This is a genomic window from Salinicoccus sp. ID82-1 (assembly GCF_021991715.1).
GTDB lineage: Bacteria > Bacillota > Bacilli > Staphylococcales > Salinicoccaceae > Salinicoccus > Salinicoccus cyprini.
This window is the reverse complement of record NZ_JAGFLY010000001.1, coordinates 165,393-179,734: the sequence shown is the minus strand read 5'-3', so window position 1 is coordinate 179,734 and position 14,342 is coordinate 165,393. Positions and strand designations below refer to the sequence as shown.

The following is a 14,342-nucleotide window of genomic DNA, read 5'->3' as shown; positions in this document are numbered from 1 at the left end:
TTCCACTATGTAATATTCCGTACAGCTGTAATGACGCGTGATATATGGTATAATGGCGGCAATATACATCGAAAGGACGATCGCTTATGGAACAAACGAAATCCAAAGCCATCTTTGCTCTACTCGCTGTAATGGCTGTACTGATGATGATTGCCTTCTCCGTTTTCATTGCAGAGGCGATGCCGCTTGCGGCCATACTGACCGTAGTCGTCTTCATAGCCATTTTCGGTGTCGGTTTCACCCTGAAAAAGAAATACCGCGAAAATGGATGGCTGTAGGCACTGCATTTTTTGATATTTCGTCTTTACCCTGCAGGACAAATGACTGAACCTGGTTCAGTTTCCCCATTTGTCCTGTTTTTTCATGGCAATTTTCTTGAATCCGTACTTTGACCAGAATCGCCCCATGCTGAACAATTAAGCCATCATAACAGAGGGGGCAATGCCATGAGAGATAAGCCGGACCGACTGAAAGTATATGAATTCCTGTATAATAGACTGCCATTTTCAGAAAGTGAAGTGATTGAATACGAAGCGATGCAGCGGATGGAGAAGCTTGAAGCCCGGTTCGAACAGTACTTGATGAAAATAAAGACGAGCAACATGTTCATCCACTGGCATGCCGAAATCCTTGTTGATAAGAGGATGGAGATCGTCAATGTACTCATCGTCACCGACTACTGCTACTACCTGTTCGTGCTCCATGACCTGGAAGGAGAATACTACATCAACCCCTTCAACATCCTGTGCAATATGTCGCACGAAGCTGTGCTTGACCTCAATCGCAGCAGACAGCTTTTCGATATGTTCAGAGAGCAGCTCATCGACGAAGGCAAGTATCAGCGCCCCATCATACTCAAGTACGTCATGATGAACAAAGCCTTCAGGATGAAGGGAAAACGTTCCGACCTGTTTCTTGAAGAACAGAATCTTCCCTACTACCTGAAAGCCATTGAACACTCTGCGGTGATCAGAAAAAAGAACCATCACCCCGCCTCGACATGATGCTGAAGGCGCGGGTGCCCCTGCCCATCGTTACGCGCAATATCCGCCGCGGCATCAAATGCAGGCGATGCCATGCTTTCGACTGGCAGGCCATCGGCGGCAGCATCGGGAAGTGCGGCCGATGCGGTCAGGTGGAGTCGGTCCAGCGGATTGCCGCCGACTACTTTACAAGGCTTGATCTCCTCTATCCGGGTGATATTTATAAAAGACGCGATATTATGGATCATCTGAAGCTGGCCGTCTCCGAATACACACTGCAGAAGATCATACACGCCAACTTCAGAAGACTTGAACATCGTAAGAGAATCTACTTCTTCTCACCGTGAACGTGCCTATGGGCCTCGATGAATGCTTCATCATCTGCAAAGTACTGTACAAGTTCTCCATGCAATGCCCGATTTCCAGCCAGAATACTATCCTTATGAAGTATATCTATTTCTTCGCCGAGCAGATTCGTCGTTCTGCCCCCGACTTCATCGATGATGATCATGCCAGCGGCATAGTCCCATGGATGGAGACGGAAGAAAAGCGTTGCGCTGACGATGCCTGTTGCAGTATACGCCAGATCGAGTGCCGCGGAGCCATATGAACGGGTGCTGCGGGCATCCTTCACCACTCCCGCGAATGCGGAACCGATTCTTTCCTTGATCACCCAGTTCGGATTGAGACTGACGAGAGACGTGGCAAGTTCAGTGCTGCCGATTGGTTCAAGGCGCCTATCATCCATGTATGCACCTTTGCCCGACTGGGCATGATAGAGCGTATCGTTCATCACATCGAGAATCAGGCCACAATGCTTTTCCCCATCGATATAGACACCAATGGAAATGGCGAAGTTCTGGAGCTGATGCACGAAATTCAACGTACCGTCGATTGGGTCCACTATCCATAGGACGCCCGAGGCATCATCAATTTCTGTACCATGCCCTTCTTCTCCAATGATGTGATGGTCCGGGTACATTTCATTTATACGGTCGTATATGAAGGTTTCTGTTTCGCGGTCTACGTCCGTTACAAGGTCGTTCGGATTCAATTTGGAATCCACACGGAAATCCTCCAGCATGCGCTGTCGGACAAATTCTCCTGCTTCTTTGATCAGACGTTGTCCAAATTCGTATATTTCCATTCCATCCACTCCAAATAATTGATTGACAACACTACTTATTCTATCATATAAGTAATGACCTGAAAGGAGTAGTAAAATGCCTGATTACCGTTTTACCAATGATGATTTTAAAGTATTTGATATTGAGGGTCTTGAACCGCGAATGACCGAACTGAAAAAGAACATACGCCCAAAGCTGGTCAAGATCGGTGAACACTTCAGCGATTACCTGACTGAAATAACCGGTGATCAGCATTATGCCCATGTGGCTCAGCACGCAAGACGCACGGTCAACCCGCCCGATGACACTTGGGTGAGCTTCAGTACCAATCCGAGGGGCTATAAGATGCTGCCCCATTTCCAGATCGGACTGTTTGGCGACCACGCCTTCTGCATGTATGGCGTCATATACGAGACAGCCGACAAGACTGCAGTTGCAGACAAGTGGCTCGATCGGATCGACCAGATACAGTCGATGCCGGATAACTATGTCTTTTCCGTGAACCATATGAAGCCTGAGAAGGCGCCGCTCAAAGATCTGAGTGATGACGATCTTAAAGCAGCACTTGTCAAACTGAAGAACCAGAAAAATGCAGAGCTCCTCATCGGGAAAAGCTACCTGCCATCAAACAGCATACTGGATAATGATAATGTATTCATCTATGAACTGGAAGCAGTTCTGCAGGAACTGGCTCGTCTGTACTAGAATCAGTATTTCGTATACTTTTCAATGTATGAACCACACAGACCCCATCATCCAGAAAAAACAACCCGTCATCTCAGGATGACGGGTTGTTTGGTTGTATTCAGAAATCACTTCAGATCCGATCTACAATACGAGGGCCTTGTGTGAAACTTCGGGCTTCAGCTGCCTGGCCAGCGCCTGGATATGAGAGAGCTTGCTGATATCCAGATTCCCGCCACTGACGATTACGCCACAATGTCTGGAATCGATCTTGTCATTATGCGACAACAGCCCTGCCAGCCCTGCTGCACCAGCACCTTCGACCAGTGTCTTGCCGCGCTCGAGCATATAGATGATGGCATGGGCAATTTCCGCTTCACTCACTGTGATGATATCATCAACATAATGTCTGATGATCGGGAGCGTCTTTTCCCCCGGCTGCTTTACAGCAATGCCTTCCGCAATCGTGGAGACCTTGTCCAGCTTTTTCACGGCACCTTCATGATAGGCGGTATGTGTTGCTGCAGCAGATGCTGCCTGCACACCGATTACTCTGATATTCGGATTTACGGATTTGGCAGCGACTGCAATACCACTGATAAGTCCGCCACCACCGATTGGTACCATGATGGTATCGATTCTGCTTTCCTGTTCCAGAAGCTCGAGTGCAATCGTTCCCTGTCCTGCCATGATGTCGTAGTCATCGAAAGGATGGACGTAGGTCGCACCGCATTTCTTCTGATACTCCACTGATGCTTCATAGGCCTCCTGGAAACTTTCTCCTATCAGAACGACCTCGGCACCATATCCTCTCGTCGCCTCCACCTTGGCGTCCGGCGTGGGCTCTGCCATGTAGATTGTTGCTTTCACACCAAGCTTGTAGGCAGCCAGCGCGAGCCCCTGGGCATGATTGCCGGCGGAAGCCGTGATCACACCACAGGCGAGCTGCTCGTCCGTCAGACGCATCAGCTTATAGCTGGCACCTCTGAATTTGAAAGCACCTGTCTTCTGCTGGTTCTCCATTTTAAAGTAGACATTTTTCTGTGTGCGCTTATTTGTTGTAGCTGACGTACGTAACGTTGTGTGATGGACAATATGATCCAGACGCCCCCAGGCGTCGTGGACTAATCCACCAGTCAGGAAATCCCCATGCGGTCACACTCCTCGATAATTTTAGTTGGACATCATCTATTTTTATGATTAATCCCATTATTAATGAAGCAGTCAGACTCTGGCAGCCTGCTTCTCTTCGTATGCCTTGATCTTGTCGTCAAGCAGCAGTGTCAGTGCAATATCATCCCAGCCATTCAGAAGCTTTTCCTTATGATACGAAGGGATGTCGAACGGCACCTGCTTTTCTCCATCGGAAATTGTCTGGTTCACAAGGTCGACATGCGGATGGAATGTGCCATCCTTAGCCTGTGCCATCCATTCCTCCATCTGCGTCTCATCCGCCTTGATCAGGATGATGCCGTTCTTGAAGGCATTGTTGTAGAATATGTCGGCAAAACTTGGAGCGATGATGACCTTGAAGCCGAAATCAAGCAATGCCCATGGCGCGTGTTCCCTGGAGGAACCGCAGCCGAAGTTCTCACCGGCAACCAGAATGGATGCATCCTTGTACTTGTCACTGTCCAGCTCGAAGTTGGATTTTGCATTGCCATCATCATCAAAACGCCAGTTATAGAAGACGAATTGGCCGAAGCCTGTCCGTTCTACACGTTTCAGGAACTGCTTCGGGATGATCTGGTCCGTGTCCACATTACTGCGGTCGAGTGGGAAAACTTTACCTGTATGTTCTTTGATTGCTTCCATATGAATTCCTCCTAGCTCAGCACACCGGTCTGAAATTTTCTGACGTCCATGAAGTTGCCTTCAATCGCTGCAACGGCTGCCATTTCAGGGCTGACAAGGTGTGTGCGTGCCCCGCTGCCCTGGCGGCCTTCAAAATTGCGGTTGGAAGTGGAAGCGCAGCGTCCGCCAGCCGGTACGACATCGTCATTCATCGCGAGGCACATGCTGCATCCCGACTCGCGCCATTCGAATCCGGCATCTTTGAATACCTGGTCTATACCGAGTTCTTCAGCCTGTAGCTTGACACTGAATGAACCCGGTACAACGATGGCACGGACGCCCTGCTTCACCTTATGGCCTTTGACGATATTGGCTGCATTGACCAGGTCTGGCAGTCTTGAGTTTGTACAGGAACCGATGAATACGTGATCGACTTCGATCGAAGTGATCGGCTGATTCTCCTGAAGTCCCATGTACTCGAGGGCACGCCGGACTTCATCCTTATTTTCAACATCATCAATGGAAGGTGTGTGTCCACTGACCGGCACAACCATGCTCGGATTCGTTCCCCAGGAGACCTGAGGCTCGACTTCCTGGGCATCGATTTCCAGTGTCATATCATAGGATGCATCCCGATCGGAAGCGAGTGACAGCCACTCCTTGGCCTTTTGTTCAAATGCTTCACCTTCAGGCACGTATTCCCTGCCCCGCAGGAATTCGACAGTCGTTTCATCCGGACTGATCAGACCCGCACGGGCACCGCCCTCGATGGACATGTTGCACACTGTCATGCGGCCTTCCATCGACAGGCTGCGAATCGCTTCGCCCGTATACTCGATGACATGCCCTGTTCCGAACTTGACGCCGAATTTGGCGATGATCGCAAGAATCAGATCCTTTGCGGTGACACCGGCAGGCAGGTCGCCGTTCACTTTTACATTCATCGTCTTTGGACGGCTCTGCATCAGCGTCTGCGTCGCAAGCACATGCTCCACTTCGCTTGTGCCGATGCCGAATGCCAGCGCCCCGAAAGCACCATGTGTAGATGTATGGCTGTCGCCGCATACGATTGTCCTGCCCGGCTGGGTCAGCCCGAGCTGGGGACCGATGACGTGGACGATGCCCTGATCCGGATGATGCATATCAGCGAGCTCGATACCGAATTCCTCACAGTTCCTTCTCAGAGTCTCCATCTGCGTTCTGGAAATTTGATCCTTGATCACTTCCCGGTTGGCCGTCGGCACGTTGTGGTCCATCGTGGCATATGTCAAGTCCGGGCGCCGCACCTTGCGGTTATTGAGCCTGAGGCCTTCGAATGCCTGTGGAGATGTCACTTCATGAACGAGATGCTGATCTATGTAGATCAGATCCGGTTTTTCCGGTTCACTATGAACAACGTGGGTTTCCCATATCTTTTCAATTACCGTTTTTCCTTTTCCCATATTCTACACACCTTTTCCTTACATATAAGAACTGCAGATTGAATTTGAAATGCTTTCTGTGGAGAGATGATCAATGACTTTGCCGATCATGCTTTCTGTATCGACGACTTTGCCACCTTCTACATCGAGATCGCGGGTATGATACCCGTCAACGAGAGTCTGGCTGACCGCGCGCTCAATATCTTCGGCTTCCTTCTCCATACCGAATGAATACTTCAGCATCATGGCAGTCGAGAGGATCATACCGAGCGGATTGACGATGCCGTGACCTGCAATATCCGGGGCAGACCCGTGGACCGGTTCATAGAGTCCGACCCCATCTGTCCGGACACTTGCTGAAGGCAGCATGCCGAGCGAGCCGGTGAGCACCGATGCTTCATCACTCAGAATATCACCGAAAAGGTTCTCGGTAACAATGACATCGAAATGCTTCGGGTTGGTGATGAGCTTCATCGCTGCAGAATCGACCAGCTGGTGTTCCACTGTCACATCCGGGTAGTCCGCCGCCTTTTCATTGACGACTTCCCGCCACATGCGACTGGATTCGAGTACATTCGCCTTATCGACGGATGTCAGATGCCCGCTTCTCATCTGCGCAGCCTCGAAGCCTTTCTCCACAATGCGTTCAATCTCTTCACGCGTGTAGGACAGTGTATCCACTACCGACTGCCCATCTTCACTGCGGCCGCTCGGTTCACCGAAATAAAGGCCGCCGGTCAGTTCACGGACGATGAGGATATCGCATCCATCAACCAGTTCGGTCTTGAGTGGAGACGCATGGACAAGTGGACCAAATCCCTGGACAGGCCGCAGGTTGGCAAAAAGTCCGAGTCTTTTGCGGATGCCGAGCAGCCCTTTTTCCGGGCGCTTGTCAGCGGGCATATCATCCCACTTCGGACCACCGACTGCACCGAGCAGCACCGCATCTGCCGCTTCGCATGCCTTCACTGTGTCATCCGGCAGCGGTACGCCATAGCGGTCGATGGCATCGCCGCCGATGGCATGCTCATGAAATACAAATTCATGGTCGTATTCACTCGCCACAGTTTCCAGTACTGTCCTGGCACCTTTCATGATCTCCTGACCGACTCCGTCACCAGGTAGTAGAACTACTTCTTTCCTCATCTCGAACGCCTCCACTTCTTTTTTTATCCGTTGACGACTTCTTCCTTGTTCGCCTGTGTTTTCAAAATATAACGATTGACCGCGTTGATGTAGGCGTTGGCGGATGCTTCGATGACATCCTGCGCTGTGCCCCGTCCGTTGACCGCTTCACCTTCAACCGACAGCTGGACGTGCGACTCGGCCAGCGCATCCTTGCCGCCTCCGACCGAATTGATCTGGTAGTCGAGCAGCTTCTGATCGTAGTCGATCAGTTCCGAGATGGTCCGGTAGAGCGCCTCGACGCTGCCGTTTCCCGTTGCTGCCGTCTGGATGGTTTCACCGGATGGCGTATTCAGCGACACGGTTGCTGTCGTGATGTTCTGTGTACCATAGTTGACCTGGAAAGTTTCAAGCGTATACTTCTCGATTGACGACTGTTCCGTCTTGACTTCCATGATCAGTGTATAGATGTCATCATCCGTCACTTCACGCTTATGATCCGTCAGCGTCTTGAAGTTTTTGAAAGCTGTCCTGATCTCTTCCTCAGTCATCTCGACACCAAAGGCGTTGATCTTGTCCTTGAAGGCGTGACGTCCCGAGTGCTTGCCCATGAATAGTGTATTGGATGAGACACCGACCAGTTCAGGTGTGATGATTTCATACGTCTCTGCATTCTTCAGCACACCATCCTGGTGGATGCCGGATTCATGTGCATAGGCATTGCGGCCGACAATGGCCTTGTTGGCCTGGACATACATTCCGGTCAGTTTCGCGACCAGATCGCTGGAGCGTTTGATTTCATTCAGCTTCAGTCCTGTTTCGTAACCGTAGCGGTCGCCACGGATCTTCAGTGCCACTGCCACTTCTTCTAATGCCACGTTGCCTGCACGCTCACCGATGCCATTGATTGTGCCCTCGACCTGGGTGGCCCCATTTTCTATGGCCGCCATCGTGTTGGCTGCCGCCATACCGAGATCGTTATGACAATGGCATGAAAGATCGACACGATCGATGTTCGGTACATTCTCCTTCATATACCTGAACATGTTTCCGTACTCTTTTGGTGTCGTGTAGCCGACCGTATCCGGCAGATTGATGACCGTCGCGCCTGCGTCAATGACCTGCTCGATCAGTTCGGCGAGGAAAGGCCATTCGGAACGGGTCGCATCTTCAGCAGACCACTCGACTTCCGGGAAGCGCTGCTTGGCGTATTTCACCATCTCCACCGACTGTGCCGTCACCTGTTCAGGTGTCATCTTGAGCTTGTATGTCATATGGATGGGTGACGTTGCGAGAAACACATGGATTCTTGGATGCGGCGTATTTTTAAGTGCCTCATAAGCCCGGTCGATATCTTCCTTGCGTGTCCGGGCAAGTGCTGTGACGGATACATTTCTGACGGTATCCGCAATCAGCTTGACTGCCTGGAAATCACCTTCCGATGCTGCGGGAAAACCGGCTTCCATGACATCTACACCGAGCCGTTCAAGCTGTTTTGCAATTTCAAGCTTCTCCATCTTGTTCAGGTTCACACCCGGGGACTGTTCACCGTCCCGCAGTGTCGTATCGAAAATTCTAATTCGTGACATGGGCCTTCCCTTCTTTCTTTTTGTCATTGACAGGCTGTTTGACGAATGGCATCAGATCGCGCAGGTCCTGTCCGACTTTAGTGATCGGATGGTTGTACTCGTTATTGTTGATTGCATTGAACTGTGGACGGCCAGCCTGGTTCTCAAGGATCCAGCCTTTGGCGAACTGGCCATTCTGGATTTCCGTCAGCACATCCTTCATGCGTGCTTTTGTTTCTTCATTGACGACGCGTGGTCCGGATACGAAGTCACCCCATTGTGCAGTATCGGAGATGGAATACCTCATGTTCTCCATGCCGCCTTCATACATGAGGTCGACGATGAGTTTCATTTCATGGAGACATTCGAAGTATGCCACTTCAGGCTGGTACCCTGCTTCAGTCAATGTTTCGAATCCTGCTTTGACGAGGCTTGTCAGTCCGCCGCAAAGGACTGCCTGTTCACCAAACAGATCCGTTTCGGTCTCTTCCTGGAATGATGTTTCAAGTACACCTGCTCTCGCTGAACCGATGCCTGCAGCATATGCCATCGCCACGTCTGCCGCATTGCCCGATACATCCTGGAACACACCGTAGAGCGCCGGGACGCCCGCTTCTTCTTCGAAAGTTCTTCTGACCAGGTGACCAGGTCCTTTAGGTGCTACAAGGAAGACATCGACATCTTCTCTTGGTACAACCTGGTTGAAGTGGATATTGAAACCGTGGGCGAAAGCGAGTGCACTGCCCGGCTTCATATTATCCCTGATGCTCTCCTCATATACTTTCGGCTGGTTTTCATCCGGCAGGAGGACCATAGTGACATCCGCTTCTGCGACTGCTTCTGCAACAGGTTTTGTATCGAAGCCGTCTTCCTTGGCCTTGTCGTGGGATTTGCCTGGTCTGAGTCCGACAACAACATCATGTCCGCTGTCTCTCAAGTTCTGTGCGTGTGCATGTCCTTGTGAGCCATAGCCGACGATTGCGATCTTCTTTCCTTGGAGTACCTCTTTGTTGATGTCCTTGTCATAGAATACTTTAGTCATTATGATCTTCCTCTCATGTGTATGATTTATTTTTATATTTTTATTACTAGATGCTCATTGTGAATTCCTGGATCTGCCTGGGCTGCTTTCCTCTTGGGAAAGCGGTCACCCCTGTACGCGTCATGTCTTTGATGCCATATGGCTGGAGCAGGTCGATGAGTGCCTCGATCTTATCCGGCTTGCCTGTCACTTCGATGACGAGGCTGTCTCTTGAAACATCCAGTACACGCGCTCTGAATGGTTCGATGACACCCTGTATTTCAGCCCTCGAGGCACTGGTGCTGGCCACCTTGATCAGTGCCAGTTCCCTCTGCACGATGGACTTGTCGGTAATGTCATTGACCTTCAGCACATCGATCTGCTTGTTCAGCTGCTTTGTCAGCTGTTCGATCTTATTCGTATCGGATATTTCGACGACGAAAGTCATTTTGGATACGCCCTCCACTTCGGTGGTACCGACTGTAATGCTCTCGATATTGAACGCCCGCTTTGACAGCATCCCGGTAATCCGGTTCAGTACACCGCTCGAGTTCTGTACGGTGGCAGTGATTATTCTTCGCATCGTTTCACTCCTATCATTTCGTGGTTCCCTTTGCCCGGCGCGACCATCGGGAACACCTTATCGAGCTTCTGGACTCTGGCGTCGAGCAGTACCGGTCCGTCATGAGAAAAGACTTCCTTGATGGCCCGTGGGACATCCATTTCCTTTGAAACCTGTATCCCTTTGACGCCGAATCCTTCAGCGAGTTTGATGAAGTCCGGGTTCTCGGTCATCAGTGAGGAGGAGTAGCGCTCCTCGTAGAATTTCTCCTGCCACTGGCGTACCATGCCGAGTGCCTCATTGTTGACGATGATGACCTTGACCGGAAGGTTGTACTGCTTCAGCACCGCCATTTCCTGCATCGTCATCTGGAAGCCGCCGTCACCGACGATGGCGACCACCGTCTCCTGCGGCCGTCCAAGCTGTGCACCGATGGCTGACGGCAATCCGAATCCCATTGTGCCGAGTCCGCCGGATGTGACCCATTTGTGCGGCTTGTCGAACTGGTAGAACTGTGCGGCCCACATCTGGTGCTGGCCGACATCGGTCGTTACAATCGCATGTCCGTCCGTTTCACGGTATATCGCTTCGATCAACCATTGCGGCGAGATGAGATCATCGGAACGCTCGAACCAGAACGGATAGTGCTCCTTGTTGTACATCGCCTGTTCGGTCCAGCCGGAATGGTCGATGCATTCGATGTCTATCTCGAGCAGTCCGTTCAGTGCCTCCTTGGCATCTGCAACAACCGGAATCTTCGTTTCGATGTTCTTGCCGATTTCAGCCGGGTCGATATCGATATGGGCAACAGTTGCATCCGGTGCGAAATGCTGGATGGCACCTGTCAGGCGGTCATCGAATCGTGCACCGATATTGATGAGCAGGTCCGCTTCATAGATTGCCATGTTGGCACTGTAGGAGCCGTGCATGCCTGCCATGCCGAGCGCCTGGTCATGGCCACCAGGGAAGCTGCCAAGGCCAAGCAGTGTCGTTGTGACCGGCAATTCGTATTTTTCAGCGAAGGCAACCAGTTCTTCTGAGGCATCCGCGAAATGGACACCTGCACCTGCAAGCAGTACCGGCCTTTCCGCTTTGGCCAGCGCTTCAGCCAGCCTTCTGATCTGCAGTGGATTCGGTTTGATTGTCGGCTGGTAGCCCGGAAGGCTGAATGACGTATCAAAAGTTCGATCTGTGATCTCCTGGGCGATATTTTTAGGGATATCCACGACGACCGGGCCTGGCCGGCCTGTAGTTGCGATGTGGAACGCCGCCTTGATGATGCGCGGCAGGTCCTTGATATCCGTCACCTGATAGTTATGCTTTGTGATCGGTGTTGTCAGACCAATGACATCCGCTTCCTGGAAAGCGTCGGAGCCGATGACTGCTGTGGATACCTGGCCGGTGAATACGACGACTGGGAGCGAATCCATCATGGCATCAGTGATGCCTGTGATCAGGTTTGTCGCGCCTGGTCCTGAAGTGGCAATGACCACACCAGGTTTTCCTGTCACCCTGGCGTATCCTTCTGCAGCATGGATGAGGCCCTGTTCATGTCTGCATAGAATATGCTGAAACGGTGCCTCCGCCCGGTAGAGGGCATCGTAGATCGGCAGCACTGCACCACCCGGATAACCGAATACGGTATCCACTTTCTCCTCAACAAGTGACTGGACAAAAAGATCGGCGCCAGTTCGGAGCTTCTGTTCAACCGGTTGTGTGTGCGTTTCAGTTTGTGTTTTCATTACCACTTACCTCCTTAATAGATCTTCAAATAATTCATCGGTTCGGCCACTGAAATAAAAAACAGCCCTTCTCTCCCACAAGCCACCCGCAGATCATACTGCAGGCATATCATGGGGCGAAAAGAGCTGTTTCACGGTACCACCCAGTTTTACATCCTTCTTGCGAAGCATGCCTTATGGACTTTGTATAAAGTCCGTTTTGGTAACGGGTGGTGTACACCCGGCCGAACCTACTCAAGGAACTTTCAATCCGGCACTCTGGGTCGAGATAGAAGAAAGTGTCGATCCCGGTTTCCAGCATGTCCCGGGTCTCTGGTAATCGCTCTGTCTTTCCTCTACGTTCCCATCGTCGTTTTAGTTATCAGATATTTCTGATACGTGATATTGACAGTAATCTTATAACGAATGAAACGATAAATCAACCGTTGATTTATGAATTTATTTAAATTATCTAATATTTCTGATAATGTAACCGTTTACAATGTTGTCATGTCAACGTTTAGAAAAAATTAAGTTTTTTATTGATTTCTGCAGAAATAAGGCATCAGAGCATGAAAATGCACGGCACATGAGTGCCGTGCAGCTGCTGCTACTTATTCAGATAGTCTGTTACAGCGCCCTCGGAAGCACATGTAACATTGTGTGCATATTTTCCAAGCACACCTTTTTTATACAATGGTGGCGCCTGCCACTGGCTGCGGCGTCTTTCGAATTCCTCTTCCGAAACATCACAGGATATCTCCTTCTTCGTGGAATCGATGGTGACCGTGTCCCCTTCCTTGAGCAAGGCAATCGGACCGCCACTCTGTGCTTCCGGTGCGATATGGCCGACAACAAGACCATGCGTCCCGCCTGAGAAGCGTCCATCTGTCAGCAGTGCGACCTTTTCGCCCAGTCCTTTGCCGACGAGCAGACTAGAAATGGAGAGCATCTCCGGCATGCCCGGTCCACCTTTAGGTCCGACGTAGCGGATGACCAGGACGTCGCCTTCATTGATCTTGTTGTTCAGTACTGCATCCGACGCATCCTTCTCATTGTCGAAGACACGCGCTGGTCCGACATGACGGGATACTTTGACGCCGGATACTTTGGCGACGGAACCGACAGGAGACAGGTTGCCTTTCAGGACGATGAGTGGTCCGTCTGCACGCTTTGGATTATCGAATGGCATGATGACGTCCTGACCTTCAGCCAGATCATCGACTGCTTCAAGATTTTCTGCAATCGTCTTCCCTGTCACCGTGAGGCAGTCGCCATGGAGATAGCCTTCCTTAAGCAGCATCTTCATGACACCCTGGACGCCGCCCACCTTGTATAGATCCTGCATCACATAGCGACCGCTCGGCTTCAGGTCGGCAAGATGCGGCACCTTCTCCTGGAGACGGTTGAAATCGTCGATTGTCAGATCCACTTCCGCGGCATGTGCAATCGCCAGGATATGAAGGATGGCATTGGTCGATCCACCGAGCGCCATGACGACAGTGATGGCATTCTCAAATGCTTTCTTCGTCATGATATCCTTCGGATAGATGCCCGCTTCAAGCAGCTTGTAGACCGCTTCGCCCGCTGCTTTGACATCCTTGGCTTTCGCTTCGGATACAGCCGGATTCGATGCACTGCCCGGCAGGCTGAGTCCAAGTGCCTCCATCGCTGAAGCCATCGTATTGGCAGTATACATGCCACCGCATGCCCCTGCACCTGGACAGGCGCTGCATTCAATCTTATTGAGTTCCTCGTCATCTATTTCACCGGCATTCAGCTTGCCGACCCCTTCGAATACGCTGACAAGATCGATGTCTCCCCCGCGGTGCTGCCCTGGTGCAATTGTGCCACCGTAGACGAATACTGCCGGCACTTCAGCGTTGGCAATCGCAATCGCGCAGCCAGGAATATTCTTATCGCATGCCCCGATTGCGACCAGTGCATCCAGATTTTCAGCGCCGACAACCGTCTCGATGGAATCGGCGATCAGATCACGTGACGGCAGGGAATAGCGCATACCTTGTGTACCCATGGAGATGCCATCGGAGACGGTGATGGTATTGAACTGGAGCGGGACTCCGCCCGCTTCCCGGGCTCCGGCCTTCGCTTCCTTGGCAAGGTCGTTCAGATGGATGTTGCATGGTGTGACTTCCGCCCACGTACTTGCGATACCGATCTGAGGCTTTGTAAAGCTTTCATCCGTAAAACCGACAGCACGAAGCATCGCCCTGTTCGGCGCCTTGATATTACTCTCCGTATAGACTTTACTTTTGATGCGCAGATCTTTTTTATTATTTTCTCCTGTAGACATTCTATGACATCCTTTCTGATTA

14 protein-coding genes are annotated in these 14,342 nt (G+C 51.1%); 4 read left to right on the top strand and 10 right to left on the bottom strand.

The window, feature by feature from the left end; genetic code table 11:
* The first annotated feature begins 86 nt into the window (after positions 1-86).
* From J4760_RS00925 to J4760_RS00915, 3 genes are all read left to right on the top strand, one after another.
* Positions 87-278 carry a DUF5325 family protein gene (locus J4760_RS00925; RefSeq protein WP_145285075.1) on the top strand — a complete coding sequence of 64 codons (192 nt, stop codon included), beginning with the start codon at positions 87-89 and terminating at the stop codon, positions 276-278.
* Positions 279-446: 168 nt separating this feature from the next.
* Positions 447-1,004: a hypothetical protein gene (locus J4760_RS00920; protein ID WP_145285072.1), complete on the top strand. Its 558-nt coding sequence runs from the start codon at positions 447-449 to the stop codon at positions 1,002-1,004.
* Positions 1,005-1,018: 14 nt separating this feature from the next.
* Positions 1,019-1,330 carry a hypothetical protein gene (locus tag J4760_RS00915; protein ID WP_186365447.1) on the top strand — a complete coding sequence of 104 codons (312 nt, stop codon included), beginning with the start codon at positions 1,019-1,021 and terminating at the stop codon, positions 1,328-1,330.
* Here the strand turns inward: J4760_RS00915 and J4760_RS00910 are convergent.
* Complete coding sequence (locus J4760_RS00910; protein WP_145285067.1) at positions 1,312-2,130, bottom strand: inositol monophosphatase family protein; 819 nt, start codon at positions 2,128-2,130, stop codon at positions 1,312-1,314. The two genes, J4760_RS00915 and J4760_RS00910, sit on opposite strands and share 19 nt — an antisense overlap.
* 76 nt (positions 2,131-2,206) lie before the next feature.
* On the opposite strand from J4760_RS00910, the gene J4760_RS00905 reads away from it, so the two are divergent.
* A complete protein-coding gene (locus J4760_RS00905) occupies positions 2,207-2,815 on the top strand; it encodes a YktB family protein (protein WP_237604501.1) in 609 nt (202 codons plus the stop codon).
* Between the two features lie 123 nt (positions 2,816-2,938).
* On the opposite strand, the gene ilvA is transcribed toward J4760_RS00905, so the two are convergent.
* From ilvA to ilvD, 9 genes are all read right to left on the bottom strand, one after another.
* On the bottom strand, positions 2,939-3,898 hold the full coding sequence (gene ilvA, locus J4760_RS00900; RefSeq protein WP_237605025.1) for a threonine ammonia-lyase: 960 nt from the start codon (positions 3,896-3,898) through the stop codon (positions 2,939-2,941).
* Positions 3,899-4,018: 120 nt separating this feature from the next.
* Positions 4,019-4,609, bottom strand: coding sequence for a 3-isopropylmalate dehydratase small subunit (gene leuD, locus J4760_RS00895; RefSeq protein WP_237604500.1), 591 nt, complete (start codon positions 4,607-4,609; stop codon positions 4,019-4,021).
* Positions 4,610-4,620: 11 nt separating this feature from the next.
* Positions 4,621-6,030: a 3-isopropylmalate dehydratase large subunit gene (leuC, locus tag J4760_RS00890; RefSeq protein ID WP_237604499.1), complete on the bottom strand. Its 1,410-nt coding sequence runs from the start codon at positions 6,028-6,030 to the stop codon at positions 4,621-4,623.
* 18 nt (positions 6,031-6,048) lie between these two features.
* Entirely contained in the window at positions 6,049-7,155 is a 1,107-nt protein-coding gene (gene leuB / locus J4760_RS00885; protein ID WP_237604498.1) for a 3-isopropylmalate dehydrogenase, read from the bottom strand.
* Between the two features lie 23 nt (positions 7,156-7,178).
* A complete protein-coding gene (locus J4760_RS00880; protein ID WP_237604497.1) occupies positions 7,179-8,723 on the bottom strand; it encodes a 2-isopropylmalate synthase in 1,545 nt (514 codons plus the stop codon).
* Complete coding sequence (gene ilvC / locus J4760_RS00875) at positions 8,710-9,744, bottom strand: ketol-acid reductoisomerase (protein ID WP_237604496.1); 1,035 nt, start codon at positions 9,742-9,744, stop codon at positions 8,710-8,712. Before ilvC ends, J4760_RS00880 begins: the two co-directional genes overlap by 14 nt.
* A 46-nt stretch (positions 9,745-9,790) precedes the next feature.
* On the bottom strand, positions 9,791-10,306 hold the full coding sequence (ilvN, locus tag J4760_RS00870; protein WP_237604495.1) for an acetolactate synthase small subunit: 516 nt from the start codon (positions 10,304-10,306) through the stop codon (positions 9,791-9,793).
* Complete coding sequence (gene ilvB, locus J4760_RS00865) at positions 10,294-12,027, bottom strand: biosynthetic-type acetolactate synthase large subunit (RefSeq protein ID WP_237604494.1); 1,734 nt, start codon at positions 12,025-12,027, stop codon at positions 10,294-10,296. The genes ilvN and ilvB overlap by 13 nt, the downstream gene beginning before the upstream one ends.
* Before the next feature lie 589 nt (positions 12,028-12,616).
* Positions 12,617-14,320 carry a dihydroxy-acid dehydratase gene (ilvD, locus tag J4760_RS00860; RefSeq protein WP_237604493.1) on the bottom strand — a complete coding sequence of 568 codons (1,704 nt, stop codon included), beginning with the start codon at positions 14,318-14,320 and terminating at the stop codon, positions 12,617-12,619.
* Positions 14,321-14,342: the final 22 nt, after the last annotated feature.

Bases quoted from the DNA above. Each gene is read 5' to 3' on its own strand.
- leuC (WP_237604499.1), bottom strand. From the start codon at position 6,030: ATGGGAAAAGGAAAAACGGTAATTGAAAAGATATGGGAAACCCACGTT.
- ilvN (WP_237604495.1), bottom strand. From the start codon at position 10,306: ATGCGAAGAATAATCACTGCCACCGTACAGAACTCGAGCGGTGTACTG.
- leuD (WP_237604500.1), bottom strand. From the start codon at position 4,609: ATGGAAGCAATCAAAGAACATACAGGTAAAGTTTTCCCACTCGACCGC.
- ilvB (WP_237604494.1), bottom strand. From the start codon at position 12,027: ATGAAAACACAAACTGAAACGCACACACAACCGGTTGAACAGAAGCTC.
- J4760_RS00925 (WP_145285075.1), top strand. From the start codon at position 87: ATGGAACAAACGAAATCCAAAGCCATCTTTGCTCTACTCGCTGTAATG.
- J4760_RS00920 (WP_145285072.1), top strand. From the start codon at position 447: ATGAGAGATAAGCCGGACCGACTGAAAGTATATGAATTCCTGTATAAT.
- J4760_RS00905 (WP_237604501.1), top strand. From the start codon at position 2,207: ATGCCTGATTACCGTTTTACCAATGATGATTTTAAAGTATTTGATATT.
- leuB (WP_237604498.1), bottom strand. From the start codon at position 7,155: ATGAGGAAAGAAGTAGTTCTACTACCTGGTGACGGAGTCGGTCAGGAG.
- ilvD (WP_237604493.1), bottom strand. From the start codon at position 14,320: ATGTCTACAGGAGAAAATAATAAAAAAGATCTGCGCATCAAAAGTAAA.
- ilvC (WP_237604496.1), bottom strand. From the start codon at position 9,744: ATGACTAAAGTATTCTATGACAAGGACATCAACAAAGAGGTACTCCAA.
- J4760_RS00880 (WP_237604497.1), bottom strand. From the start codon at position 8,723: ATGTCACGAATTAGAATTTTCGATACGACACTGCGGGACGGTGAACAG.
- J4760_RS00910 (WP_145285067.1), bottom strand. From the start codon at position 2,130: ATGGAAATATACGAATTTGGACAACGTCTGATCAAAGAAGCAGGAGAA.